Genomic DNA, 18,814 nt, shown 5'->3' with positions numbered 1-18,814 from the left:
CGAGCTCAGATGTCTTTGTTCAAACAGCTGTTGATCGCAATCTGTGTGTTCCTGGTGGTCGCCTTCAGCGGCAGCTTCATGGTCAGCCTGGAAAGTTCGCGTACCCAGTATGTCAATCAACTGCGCTCCCATGCCCAGGATGCGGCCACGGCCCTGGCCTTGTCGTTGACACCGAACATCGATGACCCGGCGATGGTCGAGCTGATGGTCAGTTCGATCTTCGACAGCGGCTACTACGCCAGCATCCGGGTAGTGGACCTGGCCACCGACAAGACCATCGTCGAGCGCAGCGGCATTCCCGAGGTCGGCAATGTGCCCCAGTGGTTCGTCAAGCTCATCGGCCTGGAGCCGGCCGGCGGCGACGCCATCGTCAGCCGTGGCTGGGAGCAGGCGGCACGGGTCGAAGTGCTCAGCCACCCGATGTTCGCGGTGGCCAAGCTCTGGCAGAGCGCCCTGGGCAGCCTGGGCTGGCTGCTGATCTGCGGCGCGGTGAGCGCGGTGCTCGGTGCCCTGTTGCTGCGGCGCCAGCTCAAGCCGCTGGACTACATGGTCCAGCAGTCCCACGCCATTGCCCGGCGCGAATTCCTCAGCCTGCCGCAATTGCCTCGCACCCCGGAACTGCGGCGGGTGGTGCAGGCCATGAACCAGATGGTGGAGAAGCTCAAGGCGCTGTTCCAGGAGCAGGCCGAACGCAGTGAAAAACTGCGCATCGAGTCGTATCAGGACAGCCTGACCGGGTTGGCCAACCGACGTTATTTCGAAATGCAGCTGCATGCCCGCGTCAGCAACCCGGAGCAGGCGAGCTCCGGTTACCTGTTGCTGTTGCGGGTCAAGGATCTGGCCGGCCTGAATCAGCGCCTGGGGGGCCAGCGCACCGACCAACTGCTGCAGGCGGTGGGTGAGCAACTGCTGCGCGAATGCAACAAGTACCCCGAGACCCACAACCTGGTGACCCGGGTCCGCGGTGGCGAGTTCGCCGTACTGGCGCCGGGGCTGGTGCGCAATGAAGCCATCCAGCTGGCCCAGAGCCTGGAAAGCGCCCTGGGCAACCTGCATGCCACGGGCGCTACCGATGTTGCCGCGGTGGCTTCCATCGGCCTGGCCGCCTTCAACCACGGTGATTCGCCCCAAGCGGTGCTCAGCCTCGGCGATCAGGCCCTGGCCCAGGCCGAAGGCCAGGGCGACACCCACTGGGCCTGCCTGGACCAGGGCGCCGGTTCCCAGGTCGGGGATGATCACCATGCCTGGCATACCTGGTTGGACCGGGCGCTGTCGGAGCAACGCTTCCAGCTGTACTTCCAGCCGGTGGTGGCGGCCCAGGACACTGCGCGGGTGCTGCATTACAAGGTGCTCTCGCGGCTGCTGGACGAGCAGGGCCAGACCATTCCCGCCGGCCGCTTCCTGCCGTGGCTGGAACGCTTTGGCTGGACCTCGCGCCTGGACGTGCTGATGCTCGAGCAGGTCCTCAAGCAGATGACCGGACATGGCGACAGCCTGGCCCTGAACCTTTCGGCGGCCACCCTGGAAGATCCCCAGGCCTTGAACCGGGTCATGGATATCCTGCGCCAGTATTCCGACCTCGGGCCGCGCCTGACCCTGGAGATCGGCGAGGAACAGCTGCCCGAGCAGGTCCAGCTGGAACAGCTGACCCGGCGCCTGCGGGAGTTGGGGTTCTCCCTGAGCCTGCAGCGCTTTGGTGGCCGCTTCAGCATGATCGGCAACCTGGCCCGCCTGGGCCTGGCCTATCTGAAGATCGACGGCAGCTACATCCGCAACATCGACCAGGAAAGCGACAAGCGCCTGTTCATCGAAGCCATCCAGCGCGCAGCCCACAGCATCGACCTGCCGCTGATTGCCGAGCGGGTCGAAACGGAAGGCGAGCTGCGAGTGATTCGCGAGATGGGCTTGTACGGCGTGCAAGGGCAACTGTTCGGCGAACCGGCGCCCTGGAGTTGAACGCTGCGCCGGCCAGCCGGCTCCTGCAGTAGGAGCCGGCTGGCCGGCGCAGCGTTTCAGATCAATCCGGTTTCATCATCGTTGATCAACCGGCTCAAGCCACCCAGCGCCACCCGCGCCTGGGTCCGATCCATCAGCTTGGCCTGGGCCGCCGCCGGCAGATCGGTGACGCGAATCACGCCCTTGCTGGTCAGCACCTGAATCAGGTCGTCCAGCACCCGGATCATCTCCAGGTCGCTCTGCTTGAGCTGCTTGAGACTGACCTCAACCGCTTCGTTGGCAAACCAGGTCTGGATCTCGAGGTGATCGGCAGGCAGCGTCTCGGTAGCCTCGGCGTAAGCGGCGGCTTCCACGCGAATCAGCTGACCTTGCGCATCGCGTTGCACGTAGAACATGGCAAATCCCTCAGGCTTTTTATTCGGCGTCCGGCACTCGGCGACATAGGCCAACGCCACATCCAGCGCGTGAGTATGCGGTGCGGCGCGACAATCGTCACGGCGCAGGTTGTCCGCCAACAGCCGGCAACCACCCGCAAGGGGTGGCTGCCGGGAGCCCATCAGCTGTTGTTGTGATCGATCTTGATGGTCGGGTCGCTACCGGCGATCAACGAATGGATGTTGGCGTTGGACCAGTTGTTGCCTTCCAGCTTGATCGTCACGTCGGCGTTGGCCAGGCCTCCGGCCGCGTTGAGCTTGCCTTCGGAGCTGACCTGCAGGGTCGAGACCCCGTCCACGGTGGTGATCTTGAGGAAGTTGTCGATGGTGCTGGCGCTCTCGCCCTGCAACAGATCCCGCAGGTCGATACGGTCACCTTCGCTGGCCTTGAAGTCCTTGATCACGTCGTTGCCGGTATCGCCGGCCTTCCAGACGAAGGTATCGGCCCCCGAACCGCCAATCAGGATGTCATTGCCCTTGCCACCGATGAGGGTGTCGTTACCGGTGCCACCCAGCAGGATGTCATTGCCCCGGCCACCGTCCAGGAAGTCGTTGCCGCCCTGGCCGAAGAGAATGTCATTGCCATCGCCACCCAGCAGGGTGTCGTTGCCGTCATGGCTGCCAGACACATCGAACTCGGTGTAGTGCTCGGTGATGTACTGGTGCACGTTGCTGGTGCTGACCTGGCTCACATCGACCCCGGTCTGCTTGGCCACATAGGCCTGCATGGCCTGGTAGCCCTCGCCGGCGACGCCGTTGAAGCTCACCAGGTCGCCGAACAGGATGTCGTTGCCGTTGCCGCCGCTGACGGTGTCGGCGCCGGGCATGGTGGCTTCGGTGTGGCCGATGATCGAGTTGGCCAGGTCGTTCGGGTCGATGTTGGTCTGCGGCTTGCCGTCGCTGTCGTAAGGCTTCAGGTCGTTGAGGCTGACGTCGTTGTTCAGGCCGATGGCTTCCACCTGGGACAGCTTGCTCAGCAGTACGAAGCCCTCATTGGAGTTGTTGATGCTGGCCGAGTTGGTGGTGCTGCCATTACCCGCCAGGGTGGACAGCTCATAGGTGCCGTCGCCCTGGGCGTGCAGGGTGCCCAGGGTCGCGCTGTTCCAGCCGCTGCCCCACCAGTTGCTGCTGTAGGTCTGCAGGACCACGGTGCCGTTGGCGTTCACGGTCAGGGCGTGAGTGTTGTCGATGTAGGTGCTGAAGGTGTCCCCCAGTTTGTAGTTGCTGGTGGTCACCACATCGTCGAGGCGCACGTTGCCGTACAGCGTCGGGTTGGTCTGCTCGCCGGTCTGGTAGTAGGTCGGCTTACCGTCGGTGATGAAGTAGGTCAGGTTGGTGGCATTGGTGTTGCTGGTGGCCAGGCTGCTCTGGAAGAAGTTGGCCGTGGTCTTGAACACGTCTTCGTAGTTGGTACCGCCGCCGGAGCTCATCGAATCCAGCACGGCCTTGAGCTGGGCCAGGGCGTTCGGATCGTTGAGGTTCACCGATACCGACTTGTTGACCTGGGAGTCGAAGTCGGCCAGGAAGATGTTCACGGTGCCCGAGCCGGCGCCGCCGATGCTGTTCTTCAGGGTATTGAAGACGGCGGTCAGGGAGTTCTTGGCCGCGGCGATGGAGCTGCCCATGCTGCCCGAGCTGTCCACCATGAAGGCGATGTTGTAGTTGGTGCCCGGGACCACGGTCAGGCCGCCGATGTCGGCGACCACGATGTCGTTGCCGTCGGTGCCGGTGACGGTATCGTCGCCGGAGGTGGCGACCACGGCGTTGTAGGTGGCCGGGTAGACCTTGACCGGGATCTGCGCCGTGGAGCTGGCAGAACCGCCCAGGGACTCTGTTGAGGTCGAGGTCACGTTGAGGTTGAACGAGCCGTTGTAGTAAGGCGGCGGCGTGACGGTCAGGTTGCCCAGGTTCCAGCCGGTGACGTTGGCTTCGCCGGAGCTCGCGGTGGCGGTGAAGGTATGCCCGGCACCATCGCTGAGCACGGAGCCTGCAGGAATGCCGCTGATCTTCACGCTCAGGGTTTCCGAACCGTCGGTATCGGTCAGCCCGGTGCTGATCTTCGACAGATGCACGCTGCCGCCTTCGCCGCCTTCGTTGAGCTTGTAGCCGTCGTAGTAACCCTCGCCGTTGGTGCCGTGCAGGTCGGACACCGAAACCCCGGCGTTGGTCAGGTCAGTGACGCCGGTGTACAGCGGCACACCGGCATTGCTCAGGTCCACCGCCGTTGCGCCGTTGACCGACAGGTTGACGTCGTAGCTGCCCGGGCCGCTCTGGTTGTGGTGGTAGATATCGATGGTGTAGTAGCCGCTGGTGGTCGGGGTGAAGGTACCGTTGAGGTTACCGCCCGCGCCCCAGGTAGTGCTGGCCACGTTCTTGCCGCCGATGGTCACCAACAGGCTGTCGTCGCCGGTGCCGGAGAAGGTGTAGGACTTGCCGGCTTCCAGGTAGATCAGGCCGGAGGTCTTCGACGCAGTGCCCGGGGTGATGTTGCCGTCGGACTGGACGTTGGTCGCCAGGCTGCTGCTGTTTGGCGTGCCGGCGGCGTCGATCACCGATTTCAGGGTGCTGGCGGACGCGCCGCTGCCGTCGGTGCCCAGGCCGCTGAGGCCGGTCCAGACTTCCTTGAGCAGGCCCACCGAGTTCACGTTGTTGCCGGCCACGCTCAGGGTCGGTGCATCGGCCACTGGGGTGATGTCGACCGTGACCGTACCGGTGCTGCCCAGGGCCTGGCCATCGGTTGGCTGGAATTTGATCTGGGCGTAATCGGCCTGTTGGTTGCCCACGCCGCTGCCGCCGTAGCCGTTGGTGCCGGATTCGTTGGCGTCCGGGGTGAAGCGCAGCTTGCCGGCATCGATATCGGCCTTGCTGATGGTCTGGTTGTTGGCCACGTCCTTCCAGGTCGAACCGTCCAGGTACTGCAGTTTGCCGTCACTTGGCAGCTGGGTGATCTTCACTCCGAGGCTGGACGCCGGGCTGTCGACGTCGCTGACGCCGAAGTTCGACCAGGTCAGGGCCAGCGGGGTGTCTTCGCTGCCGGTCACGGCGCCGCCGGTGGCGGTTGGCGCGTCGTTGACCGCCACCACGTTGACCGTGGTGGTGGCGACGTTGGAGTAGTTGCCACCGTCGGTCACGGTCACGGTGATGGTCCGTGGCGTGGTGCTCGGATCTTCACTGTTGTTGGTGAAGGTGATGTTCTTGATCTGCTGCATGTAGTCGGCCAGCGTCGCGTTGCCCGACAGGGTCAGGGTGATCGAACCGTCCTTGCTGTTGGCATTGATGTTGATGCCGTTGACGCTGTTGCCCAGGTTCAGCGAGTCCCCTGGCTGACGGTTGGTCAGCACAATGGTCGCGCCGGTGAGCATGGTGCTGTCCGGATCGGTGATGCTCAGGTCGGTGTCGGCGATCGACACGCCAGGGCCCGCGGTGCCTTCGGTGAAGGTGACCTTGTAGTCGGCCCCGGTGGCGCCGCTGGAGTTGTTGGCGTCCAGGTCGATGACCGGTGGCGCATCGTTGTCGATGATCGAGGTGGTGACGCTGTTGTTGCTGCCCACCACCAGGTTCTCGAAGTTGCCACCGGTGGCCGAGTCGATCTTGACCACGAAGTTTTCCGTCCCTTCGGTGATCTTGTCGTCAATGGTGGCGACGTTGAAGGTGGCGCTGCTGGCGCCGGCCGGAATCTTCACGGTGTACACGCCGCTGAAGTCCGAGCCGTCGGTGGCGGTGCCGCTGTAGCTGATCTTCAGGGTGACTTCGGTCTGTGCCGGGTGGGTCAGGCTCACGGTGTAGCTGGCGGTCTGGCCTTCAGTGACCGAGGTGCTGCCGGTGATGCCCACCGAGGTGGTATCCACGGTGTCGGTCACGTTGGTTACCGCTGGGGTGGTGTCCGGCACCAGTTTCTCGAAGTTGCCTCCGGTGGCGCTGGTGATCGAGGCATTGACCTTGCCGGCGTCGATATAGACGTCGTCTGCCGGTGCCGCGACGGTGACGGTACCGGTGGTTTTGCCGGCGGCGATGTTGATCACCGCACCATTGGACAGGGTCACGGTGACCGGCGTACCGGCGGCGTTGGTCAGGGTGGCGGTGTAGATGATCGAGCCGCCTTCGGCCACGGTGCCGGTGGCGCTGAGGCTGACGCTGGTGGTGTCGACGGTGTCGGTCACGGTGGTGCTGACTGGCGATTTATCCGCCACCAGGTTCTCGTAGTTGCCGCCGCTGACATTGGTGATGGAGTTGGTCAGCGGGGTGTGACCGACCAGTACATCGTTAGGCGCAGTGATGCTTACCGAGCCGGTGGTTTCACCGACCGGGATGGTGATTTTTTCACCATTGGCCAGGGTCACCACGACCGGCGAGCCAGTCACTGGAGCGGTGACGGTAGCGGTGTAGGTGACGTTGCCACCTTCGGCCGCCGAAGGCGTGGCCTTCAGCGTGACGGTGGAGTTGTCGATGGTGTCGGTGACGTCAGTCACTGCTGGCGTGGTGCTTGGTACCAGCTTCTCGAAGTTGCCGCCTTCAGCCTTGGTGATGGTCGCTTCGACCTTGCCGGCGTCCTTGTACACGTCATCGGCTGGCGCGGCGACAGTCACCTTCCCGGAAGTGGCGCCTGCGGCAATGGTAATCACTGCCCCGTTGGACAAGGTCACGGTCACTGGCGTACCGGCAGCATTGCTCAGGGTCGCTGTATAGGTGATCTGGCCACCTTCGGCGACAGTGCCGGTGGCGCTGAGGCTGAGGTTTGTGGTGTCGACGGTATCGGTCACGGTGGTGCTGACCGGGGTCTTATCGGCCACCAGGTTCTCGTAGTTGCCGCCGCTGACATTGGTGATGGAGTTGGTCAGTGGGGTATGACCGACCAGCACATCGTTAGGCGCAGTGATGCTTACCGAGCCGGTGGTTTCACCCACTGGAATGGTGATTTTTTCACCATTGGCCAGGGTCACCACGACTGGCGAGCCGGTCACTGGAGCGGTGACAGTCGCGGTGTAGGTGACGTTGCCACCTTCGGCCGCCGAAGGCGTGGCCTTCAGCGTGACGGTGGAGTTGTCGATGGTGTCGGTGACATCCGTGACGGCTGGCGTGGTGCTTGGTACCAGCTTCTCGAAGTTGCCGCCTTCGGCCTTGGTGATGGTGGCTTCGACCTTGCCGGCGTCCTTGTACACGTCATCGGCTGGCGCGGCGACAGTCACCTTCCCGGAAGTGGCGCCTGCGGCAATGGTAATCACTGCCCCGTTGGACAAGGTCACGGTCACTGGCGTACCGGCAGCATTGCTCAGGGTCGCTGTATAGGTGATCTGGCCACCTTCAGCGACAGTGCCGGTGGCGCTGAGGCTGAGGTTTGTAGTGTCGACGGTATCGGTCACGGTGGTGCTGACCGGGGTCTTATCGGCCACCAGATTTTCGTAGTTGCCGCCGCTGACATTGGTGATGGAGTTGGTCAGTGGGGTATGACCGACCAGCACATCGTTAGGCGCAGTGATGCTTACCGAGCCGGTGGTTTCACCCACTGGAATGGTGATTTTTTCACCATTGGCCAGGGTCACCACGACTGGCGAGCCGGTCACTGGAGCGGTGACAGTCGCGGTGTAGGTGACGTTGCCACCTTCGGCCGCCGAAGGCGTGGCCTTCAGCGTGACGGTGGAGTTGTCGATGGTGTCGGTGACGTCAGTCACTGCTGGCGTGGTGCTTGGCACCAGTTTTTCGAAGTTGCCGCCTTCAGCCTTGGTGATGGTGGCTTCGACCTTGCCGGCGTCTTTATAGACGTCATCAGCCGGAGCCGCGACGGTAGCGGTGCCCGAAGTGGCACCGGCAGCGATGGTGATCACCGCGCCGTTGCTCAGCGTTACGGTGACCGGAGTCCCGGCAGCATTGCTCAGGGTCGCGGTGTAAACGATCGAACCGCCTTCCGCTACCGAAGGTGTAGCCGCCAGGGACAGATTGGTGGTGTCAACGGTGTCGGTCACGGTGGTGCTGACCGGGGTCTTATCGGCCACCAGATTTTCGTAGTTGCCGCCGCTGACATCGGTGATGGAGTTGGTCAGCGGTGTGTGGCCGACCAGTACATCGTTCGGCGCGCTGATGCTCACCGATCCCGTGGTTTCACCAACAGGGATGGTGATTTTTTCACCATTGGCCAGGGTCACCACGACCGGCGAGCCAGTCACTGGAGCGGTGACGGTAGCGGTGTAGGTGACGTTGCCGCCTTCGGCCGCCGAAGGTGTGGCCTTCAGTGACACGGTGGAGTTGTCGATGGTGTCGGTGACATCCGTGACGGCTGGCGTGGTGCTTGGTACCAGCTTCTCGAAGTTGCCGCCTTCAGCCTTGGTGATGGTCGCTTCGACCTTGCCGGCGTCCTTGTACACGTCATCAGCTGGGGCTGCGACGGTAGCGGTACCTGAAGTGGCGCCCGCTGCAATGGTAATTACCGCACCGTTGCTCAAGGTCACGGTGACCGGTGTACCTGCGGCATTGCTCAGCGTGGCGGTGTAAACAATCGAGCCACCCTCGGCTACCGAAGGTGTGGCACTGAGGCTGAGGTTTGTGGTGTCGACGGTATCGGTCACGGTGGTGCTGACCGGGGTCTTGTCGGCCACCAGGTTCTCGTAGTTGCCGCCGCTGACATCGGTGATGGAGTTGGTCAGTGGAGTGTGGCCAACCAGCACATCGTTCGGTGCGCTGATGCTTACCGAGCCGGTGGTTTCACCCACTGGAATGGTGATCTTCTCGCCATTGGCCAGGGTCACTACGACTGGCGAGCCGGTCACTGGAGCGGTGACGGTAGCGGTGTAAGTGACGTTGCCACCTTCGACCGCCGAAGGTGTGGCCTTCAGCGTAACGGTGGAGTTGTCGATGGTGTCGGTGACATCCGTGACGGCTGGCGTAGTGCTTGGTACCAGCTTCTCGAAGTTGCCGCCTTCGGCCTTGGTGATGGTGGCTTCGACCTTGCCGGCGTCCTTGTACACGTCATCAGCTGGGGCTGCGACGGTAGCGGTACCTGAAGTGGCGCCCGCTGCAATGGTAATTACCGCACCGTTGCTCAAGGTCACGGTGACCGGTGTACCTGCGGCATTGCTCAGCGTGGCGGTGTAAACAATCGAGCCACCCTCGGCTACCGAAGGTGTGGCACTGAGGCTGAGGTTTGTGGTGTCGACGGTATCGGTCACGGTGGTGCTGACCGGGGTCTTGTCGGCCACCAGGTTTTCGTAGTTGCCGCCGCTGACATCGGTGATGGAGTTGGTCAGTGGAGTGTGGCCAACCAGCACATCGTTCGGTGCGCTGATGCTCACCGAGCCCGTGGTTTCACCCACTGGAATGGTGATTTTTTCACCATTGGCCAGGGTCACCACGACTGGCGAGCCAGTCACTGGAGCGGTGACGGTAGCGGTGTAGGTGACATTGCCGCCTTCGGCCGCCGAAGGCGTGGCTTTCAGCGACACGGTGGAGGTATCGATGGTATCCGTGACGTCCGTGATGGCTGGAGTCGGATTGGTCTCCAGGTGTTCGAAGTTGCCGCCCTCTGCCTTGGTAATGGTGGCTTCGACTTTGCCGGCGTCCTTGTAGACGTCATCGGCCGGAGCCGCGACGGTAGCAGTGCCGGAAGTGGCGCCGGCAGCGATAGTAATTACCGCACCGTTGCTCAGGGTCACGGTGACAGGAGTACCAGCAGCATTGCTCAGGGTCGCGGTGTAAACAATGGAACCACCTTCGGCCACCGAGTCAGTAGCGCTCAGGCTCAGAGTGGTGGTGTCCGGCGTATCGGTAACGCTGGTTTCGGCTGGCTTGTCATTGATCTCCAGCTTCTCGTAGTTACCGCCGTCCGCTTTGGTAATGGTGGTGCTCAGGGAGCTACCGCCAGCCAGGGCATCGTTGGGTGCAGTGAAATTCACGGTGCCGGAAGACTCGCCAACCGGGATGGTGATGGTCTGTCCGTTGGACAGGGTCACCACAACTGGCGAACCGGTCACAGGTGCCGAGACCGAAGCGGTGTAAACCACGATGCCGCCTTCGGCGACGCTCGGCGTAGCGGTCAGGCTGACAGTCGACGTATCGATAGTGTCAGTGACGTCAGTGACGGCTGGAGTCGGATTGGTCTCCAGGTGTTCGAAGTTGCCGCCTTCAGCTTTAGTGATGGTGGCTTCGACCTTGCCGGCGTCTTTGTAGACGTCATCGGCTGGGGCTGCGACGGTAGCGGTACCGGAAGTAGCGCCCGCGGCGATGGTGATTACCGCACCGTTGCTCAGGGTCACGGTGACCGGAGTACCAGCGGCGTTGCTCAAGGTGGCGGTGTAGACGATGGAGCCACCCTCGGCCACGGAATCGGTGGCAGTGAGGCTCAGAGTGGTGGTGTCTGGTGTATCAGTAACCGAGGTTTCAGCCGGCTTGTCGTTGATTTCCAGCTTCTCGTAGTTACCACCGTCCGCTTTGGTAATGGTGGTGCTCAGCGAGCTACCGCCAGCCAGGGCGTCGTTTGGCGCGGTGAAGTTCACAGTGCCGGAAGACTCGCCAACCGGAATGGTGATGGTTTGACCGTTGGACAAGGTCACCACAACCGGCGAACCAGTCACAGGTGCCGAGACCGAAGCGGTGTACACGACGATGCCGCCTTCGGCGATGCTCGGTGTGGCCGTCAACGAAACGGTGCTGGTGTCGATGGTGTCGGTGACGTCAGTGACGGCTGGAGTCGTGCTTGGCACCAGGTTTTCGAAATTGCCACCTTCAGCCTTGGTGATGGTGGCTTCGACTTTGCCGGCGTCCTTGTACACGTCATCAGCTGGCGCAGCCACGGTCACGGTACCGCTGGTTGCCCCGGCGGCGATGGTGATCACTGCGCCGTTGCTCAGCGTTACGGTGACCGGAGTCCCGGCAGCATTGCTCAGGGTCGCGGTGTAAACGATCGAACCGCCTTCCGCTACCGAAGGTGTAGCCGCCAAGGACAGATTGGTGGTGTCGACGGTGTCGGTCACTGTGGTGCTGACCGGAGTCTTGTCGGCCACCAGGTTCTCGTAGTTGCCGCCGCTGACATCGGTGATGGAGTTGGTCAGCGGTGTATGGCCAACCAGCACATCATTTGGTGCGCTGATGCTCACCGAGCCCGTGGTTTCACCGACCGGGATGGTGATTTTTTCACCATTGGCCAGGGTCACGACTACCGGCGATCCGGTCACCGGAGCGGTGACAGTCGCGGTGTAAGTGACGTTGCCACCTTCGGCCGCCGAAGGCGTGGCTTTCAGCGTGACGGTGGAGTTGTCGATGGTGTCGGTGACGTCAGTCACGGCTGGAGCAGGGTTGGTGACCAGGTTTTCGAAGTTGCCGCCTTCAGCCTTGGTGATGGTGGCTTCAACTTTGCCGGCGTCCTTGTACACGTCATCGGCGGGTGCTGCGACGGTGACGGTGCCAGTGGTCTTGCCTGCTTCAATAGTGATCACTGCACCGTTGCTCAGGGTCACGGTGACCGGCGTGCCGGCAGCGTTGGTCAGGGTTGCGGTGTAAGTGATCTGGCCGCCTTCGGCCACGGAGCCAGTGGCGCCAAGGCTGAGGTTGGTGGTGTCTACGGTATCGGTCACGCTGGTTTCAGCGGGCTTATCGCTGAACTCCAGCTTCTCGTAATTGCCGCCTTCTACCTTGGTGATGGTGGTGCTCAAGGAGCTGCCGCCAGCCAGGGCATCGTTAGGCGCCGTGACATTGACCGTCCCGGAAGATTCACCCACCGGGATGGTGATGGTCTGACCGTTGGCCAGGGTCACTACGACAGGCGAACCGGTAACCGGTGCGGTGACCGAAGCGGTGTAAACCACGATGCCGCCTTCGGCGACGCTCGGCGTAGCGGTCAGGCTGACAGTTGACGTGTCGATGGTGTCAGTGACGTCAGTCACAGCTGGAGTCGGATTGGTCTCCAGGTGTTCGAAGTTGCCGCCATCGGCTTTGGTGATGGTGACTTCAACCTTGCCGGCGTCCTTATAGACGTCGTCGGCCGGGGCCGCGACGGTGGCCGTACCCGAGGTAGCACCTGCAGCGATAGTAATCACCGCACCGTTGCTCAGAGTTACGGTGACCGGAGTGCCGGCAGCGTTGGTCAGCGTCGCGGTGTAAACAATCGACCCGCCCTCAGCTACGGTATCGGTGGCAGTGAGGCTCAGAGTGGTAGTGTCTGGTGTATCAGTAACCGAGGTTTCAGCCGGCTTGTCGTTGATCTCCAGCTTCTCGTAGTTACCACCGTCCGCTTTGGTAATGGTGGTGCTCAAGGAGCTACCGCCAGCCAGGGCATCGTTGGGTGCAGTGAAATTCACGGTGCCGGAAGACTCGCCAACTGGGATGGTGATGGTCTGTCCGTTGGACAGGGTCACTACGACCGGGGAGCCGGTGACTGGTGCAGACACCGAAGCGGTGTAAACGACAATGCCGCCTTCGGCCACGCTCGGTGTGGCAGTCAGGCTGACAGTCGACGTATCGATGGTGTCAGTGACGTCAGTCACGGCTGGAGCTGGATTGGTCTCCAGGTTCTCGAAGTTGCCGCCATCGGCTTTGGTGATGGTGACTTCGACCTTGCCGGCGTCCTTGTAGACGTCATCAGCAGGTGCAGCAACGGTGACGGATCCAGTGGTTTTACCGGCTTCAATGGTGATGACTGCACCGTTGGACAGGGTCACGTTGACCGGAGTGCCGGCAGCGTTGGTCAGTGTGGCGGTGTAAACAATCGAGCCACCCTCGGCCACGGTATCGGTGGCCGTTACGCTCAGAGTGGTGGTGTCTGGTGTATCGGTAACCGAGGTTTCAGCCGGCTTGTCGTTGATCTCCAGCTTCTCGTAATTACCGCCGTCTGCTTTGGTAATGGTGGTGCTCAGTGAGCTACCGCCAGCCAGAGCATCGTTTGGCGCGGTGAAGTTCACGGTGCCGGAGGATTCACCGACAGGAATGGTGATGGTCTGGCCATTGGACAGAGTTACTACCACTGGGGAGCCGGTGACTGGCGCCGAGACCGACGCGGTGTACACCACGATGCCGCCTTCAGCGACGCTCGGCGTAGCAGTCAGGCTGACAGTCGACGTATCAATGGTGTCAGTAACGTCAGTCACAGCTGGAGCAGGGTTGGTCTCCAGGTTCTCGAAGTTGCCGCCATCGGCTTTGGTGATGGTGACTTCGACTTTGCCGGCGTCCTTGTAGACGTCATCAGCTGGAGCCGCGACGGTCGCAGTGCCCGAAGTGGCGCCGGCAGCGATAGTAATCACCGCTCCGTTGCTCAATGTCACGGTGACAGGAGTACCAGCAGCATTGCTCAGGGTCGCGGTGTAAACAATGGAACCACCTTCGGCCACCGAGTCAGTAGCGCTCAGGCTCAGAGTGGTGGTATCCGGAGTGTCTGTAACCGAGGTCTCGGCTGGCTTGTCGTTGATCTCCAGCTTCTCGTAATTACCGCCGTCAGCTTTGGTGATGGTGGTGCTCAAGGAGCTACCGCCAGCCAGAGCATCGTTTGGCGCGGTGAAATTCACGGTACCGGAAGACTCACCAACCGGGATGGTGATGGTCTGTCCGTTGGACAGGGTCACTACGACCGGAGAACCGGTGACTGGTGCAGACACCGAAGCGGTGTAAACGACAATGCCGCCTTCAGCCACGCTCGGCGTGGCCGTCAACGAAACGGTGCTGGTATCGATAGTGTCGGTGACATCGGTAACCGCTGGAGCTGGATTGGTGACCAGGTTCTCGAAGTTGCCACCGTCGGCTTTGGTGATGGTGACTTCAACCTTGCCGGCGTCCTTATAGACGTCATCGGCCGGGGCCGCGACGGTGGCCGTACCCGAGGTAGCACCGGCAGCGATGGTGATCACCGCGCCGTTGGACAGGGTCACGGTGACTGGCGTGCCAGCAGCGTTGGTCAGCGTAGCGGTGTAAACAATGGAACCGCCTTCGGCCACTGAGTCAGTAGCGCTCAGGCTTAGAGTGGTGGTGTCCGGAGTGTCGGTAACTGAGGTCTCGGCTGGCTTGTCATTGATCTCCAGCTTTTCGTAGTTGCCACCGTCAGCCTTGGTGATGGTGGTACTCAGTGAGCTACCACCAGCCAGTGCATCGTTTGGCGCGGTGAAGTTCACGGTGCCGGAAGACTCACCAACCGGGATGGTGATGGTCTGTCCGTTGGACAGGGTCACTACGACCGGGGAACCGGTGACTGGTGCAGACACCGAAGCGGTGTACACCACGATGCCGCCTTCGGCCACGCTCGGTGTGGCAGTCAGGCTGACAGTCGACGTATCGATGGTGTCAGTGACGTCAGTCACGGCTGGAGCAGGGTTGGTCTCCAGGTTCTCGAAGTTACCGCCATCGGCTTTGGTGATGGTGACTTCAACCTTGCCGGCGTCCTTATAGACGTCATCGGCCGGGGCCGCGACGGTGGCCGTACCCGAGGTAGCACCTGCAGCGATAGTAATCACCGCACCGTTGCTCAGAGTTACGGTGACCGGAGTGCCAGCAGCGTTGGTCAGCGTAGCGGTGTAAACAATGGAACCGCCTTCGGCCACCGAGTCAGTAGCGCTCAGGCTCAGAGTGGTGGTGTCTGGTGTATCAGTAACCGAGGTTTCAGCTGGCTTGTCGTTGATCTCCAGCTTTTCGTAGTTACCACCGTCAGCCTTGGTGATGGTGGTGCTCAGGGAGCTACCGCCAGCCAGTGCATCGTTAGGCGCGGTGAAGTTGACGGTGCCGGAGGATTCGCCGACAGGAATGGTGATGGTCTGGCCATTGGACAGTGTCACTACGATCGGGGAGCCGGTGACTGGCGCAGACACAGACGCGGTATATACGACGATGCCGCCTTCGGCGACGCTCGGTGTGGCTGTCAACGAAACGGTGCTGGTATCGATGGTGTCAGTGACGTCAGTCACAGCTGGAGCAGGGTTGGTCTCCAGGTGTTCGAAGTTGCCGCCCTCTGCCTTGGTAATGGTGGCTTCAACTTTGCCAGCGTCCTTATAGACGTCATCAGCTGGAGCCGCGACGGTAGCAGTGCCCGAAGTGGCGCCGGCAGCGATGGTGATCACCGCGCCGTTGCTCAGGGTCACGGTGACAGGAGTACCAGCAGCATTGGTCAGCGTAGCGGTGTAAACAATGGAACCGCCCTCAGCCACGGTATCGGTGGCCGTTACGCTCAGAGTGGTGGTGTCTGGTGTATCGGTAACCGAGGTTTCAGCTGGCTTGTCGTTGATCTCCAGCTTTTCGTAGTTACCACCGTCAGCCTTGGTAATGGTGGTGCTCAGTGAGCTACCGCCAGCCAGTGCATCGTTAGGCGCGGTGAAATTCACCGTGCCGGAGGATTCACCGACTGGAATGGTGATGGTTTGACCGTTGGACAAGGTCACCACAACCGGCGAACCAGTCACAGGTGCGGACACCGAAGCGGTGTACACCACGATGCCGCCTTCAGCGACGCTCGGCGTAGCAGTCAGGCTGACAGTCGAAGTATCGATGGTGTCAGTAACGTCAGTCACAGCTGGAGCAGGGTTGGTCTCCAGGTTCTCGAAGTTGCCACCTTCAGCCTTGGTGATGGTGACTTCAACCTTGCCGGCGTCTTTGTAGACGTCATCAGCTGGAGCCGCGACGGTCGCAGTGCCCGAAGTGGCGCCGGCAGCGATAGTAATCACCGCACCGTTGCTCAGGGTCACGGTGACCGGAGTGCCAGCAGCGTTGGTCAGTGTGGCGGTGTAAACGATCGACCCGCCCTCTGCCACGGTATCGGTGGCCGTTACGCTCAGAGTGGTGGTGTCTGGTGTATCAGTAACCGAGGTCTCAGCCGGCTTGTCGTTGATCTCCAGCTTCTCGTAATTACCGCCGTCAGCTTTGGTGATGGTGGTGCTCAGAGAGCTACCGCCAGCCAGGGCGTCGTTTGGCGCGGTGAAATTCACCGTGCCGGAGGATTCACCGACAGGAATGGTGATGGTCTGTCCGTTGGACAAGGTCACCACAACTGGCGAACCGGTGACTGGTGCGGACACGGAGGCGGTGTAAACGACAATGCCGCCTTCAGCGACGCTCGGCGTAGCGGTCAGGCTGACAGTCGACGTGTCGATGGTGTCAGTGACGTCAGTCACGGCTGGAGCAGGGTTGGTCTCCAGGTTCTCGAAGTTGCCACCTTCAGCCTTGGTGATGGTGACTTCAACCTTGCCGGCGTCTTTATAGACGTCATCAGCTGGAGCCGCGACGGTCGCAGTGCCCGAAGTGGCGCCGGCAGCGATAGTAATCACCGCACCGTTGCTCAGGGTCACGGTGACCGGAGTGCCAGCAGCGTTGGTCAGCGTAGCGGTGTAAACAATGGAACCGCCCTCAGCCACGGTATCGGTGGCCGTTACGCTCAGAGTGGTGGTGTCTGGTGTATCGGTAACCGAGGTTTCAGCTGGCTTGTCGTTGATCTCCAGCTTTTCGTAGTTACCACCGTCAGCCTTGGTAATGGTGGTGCTCAGGGAACTACCGCCAGCCAGTGCATCGTTAGGCGCGGTGAAGTTGACGGTGCCGGAGGATTCACCGACAGGAATGGTGATGGTTTGGCCATTGGACAGGGTCACTACGACCGGGGAGCCGGTGACTGGTGCAGACACCGAAGCGGTGTAAACGACAATGCCGCCTTCGGCCACGCTCGGCGTGGCAGTCAGGCTGACAGTCGACGTATCGATAGTGTCAGTAACATCGGTAACCGCAGGAGCTGGATCGGTGACCAGGTTCTCGAAGTTGCCACCCTCTGTCTTGGTGATGGTGACTTCGACCTTGCCGGCATCCTTGTAAACGTCATCAGCTGGAGCCGCGACGGTAGCGGTACCGGAAGTAGCGCCTGCGGCGATGGTGATCACCGCGCCATTGGACAGGGTGACGGTCAGCGGCGTACCGGCCGGATTGGTCAGGGTCGCGGTATAGACGATGGAACCGCCCTCGGCCACGGTGCTGGTGGCCGACAGGCTCAGGCCGGTGTCGTCGATGGTGTCGGTGACCGTGGTGACGGCTTTATCGGTGCTTGGCTGCAGGTTCTCGAAGTTGCCGCCTTCGGCTTTGGTTATGCCGACTTCGATGGTGCTGCCGTTCTTGTAGACGTCATTGGCCGGGGCCGCTACGTCGACCGAGCCGCTGGACTTGCCCGCTTCAATGGTGATCACCGCGCCGTTGGACAGGGTGATGGTCACTGGCGTCTGCGCCGGATTGGTCAGGTTGGCGGTGTAGGTGATCTGCCCGCCTTCGGAGACGCTGGCATCGGCGGTCAGGGTGACGGTGGTGGTGTCGATGGTGTCGGTGATCTGAGTCACCGCCGGAGTGGGGTCAACCGTAACCAGCAGGCCGCTGCCGCCGGTGGTGCCGGTGACGCTCACACTGATCTGGCCGGGATCGATGTAGACGTTGTCCTGGGGCGCCAGAGGGACTTGCACGCTGCCAGTGGTCTGGCCAGCGCTGATCACGATGACCGCGCCATTGGACAGGGTCACGGTCAGGTCGGTCAGCGGAGCCTGGGTCAGGGTGGCGGTGTACACCAGCACGCCACCGGCCTCGGTGATGGTCGGAGTGGCGCCCAGGGTCAGGGTTGCCGGACGCAGCGAATCACTGCCGCTGCCATTGGTGGTGGCCAGGCCGTTGTTGGTCAGTCCGCCAAGGTTGTTGTCCACGGCCGAAGTGGCTTGACCCAGGCCGGCGGTCGGGAAGCCGATGGTCGGGTCTACCCGGCCTGCGGTTTCTTCCAGCTGGACGAAGCTGTGGCCGCCGCCCGCGGCGCCTCCGGTGCCGGCAGCGGTCGGGCCAGCGGCAGTGGCTTCCAGATCGGTGGTCGGGTCGGCGCCGGCGGCGATCGCCTGCTGCAGTTCTGCCACCGAGGGGGCGGCTTGTGCGCTTGCCTGGGCCAGGTCGGTGCCGGAATCAGGCGCGGCGCCGCTCCACTGAGTGTCACGGCCAAGATCGAGTGTGCGCCCGTCGGTCAATTCCAGGGTGACCGCACCGGCCGGACCGGTATCGACCTGGTCACCCACGAACAGGCGGTCGCCTTCGATGAGTACGCGCCGGATTCCTTCCGGGGAAACTACGAAAACCTGACCGACAATGCTTTTGACGATGGCAACAACACTGCTCATTGGGGACTCTCCGATGTACCGCTTAGTCGACTTCCATGTACCGGCTTGGGCGCGGGCCGCAACTCAGTCAGGAGGCACATTGCTGTGTAATTGAAAACGGGTAATTGACAGTATAGCCGTCAATAATTTGGCTAGTTTTTTTCGAGATTAACTTTATGCCAAACTATTGACCTTATGGGTGCCATCCTAAACAATCGCCGAATTAATGTCACATTGATATTCGTGCAGTAACCTGACTTGAAGTATGTGAACCAGTTCTTAGTTTGAACTTTCCGACGGACGGTCATTAATGGTTGTAATCATTCGATGTGGCGCCACGTTTTGACGTGTTTCTGGACAAGC

General features: G+C 61.7%; 3 protein-coding genes. 1 reads left to right on the top strand and 2 read right to left on the bottom strand.

Annotation, left to right across the window (positions count from 1 at the left end; translation table 11 throughout):
- Nucleotides 1-9 precede the first annotated feature (9 nt).
- Nucleotides 10-1,956 carry a cyclic di-GMP receptor LapD gene (gene lapD, locus ACMGG8_RS03020; protein ID WP_060836915.1) on the top strand — a complete coding sequence of 649 codons (1,947 nt, stop codon included), beginning with the start codon at nt 10-12 and terminating at the stop codon, nt 1,954-1,956.
- Between the two features lie 56 nt (nt 1,957-2,012).
- Here the strand turns inward: lapD and ACMGG8_RS03015 are convergent, their stop codons facing one another.
- Together ACMGG8_RS03015 and ACMGG8_RS03010 are read right to left on the bottom strand one after the other, a co-directional pair.
- Complete coding sequence (locus ACMGG8_RS03015) at nt 2,013-2,351, bottom strand: hypothetical protein (RefSeq protein ID WP_016962584.1); 339 nt, start codon at nt 2,349-2,351, stop codon at nt 2,013-2,015.
- A gap of 161 nt (nt 2,352-2,512) precedes the next feature.
- The gene (locus tag ACMGG8_RS03010) at nt 2,513-18,472 is read right to left on the bottom strand and encodes a LapA family giant adhesin (protein WP_414159158.1); all 15,960 of its coding nucleotides are present in this window, start codon (nt 18,470-18,472) and stop codon (nt 2,513-2,515) included.
- Between the last annotated feature and the right edge of the window lie 342 nt (nt 18,473-18,814).

The organism is Pseudomonas sp. BNK-45 (genome assembly GCF_047456255.1).
GTDB lineage: Bacteria > Pseudomonadota > Gammaproteobacteria > Pseudomonadales > Pseudomonadaceae > Aquipseudomonas.
This window is presented reverse-complemented; position numbering and strand designations above follow the sequence as displayed.

Excerpts from the sequence above, each read along its gene's own strand:
- lapD (WP_060836915.1), top strand. The coding sequence starts at position 10 with ATGTCTTTGTTCAAACAGCTGTTGATCGCAATCTGTGTGTTCCTGGTG.
- ACMGG8_RS03010 (WP_414159158.1), bottom strand. The coding sequence starts at position 18,472 with ATGAGCAGTGTTGTTGCCATCGTCAAAAGCATTGTCGGTCAGGTTTTC.
- ACMGG8_RS03015 (WP_016962584.1), bottom strand. The coding sequence starts at position 2,351 with ATGTTCTACGTGCAACGCGATGCGCAAGGTCAGCTGATTCGCGTGGAA.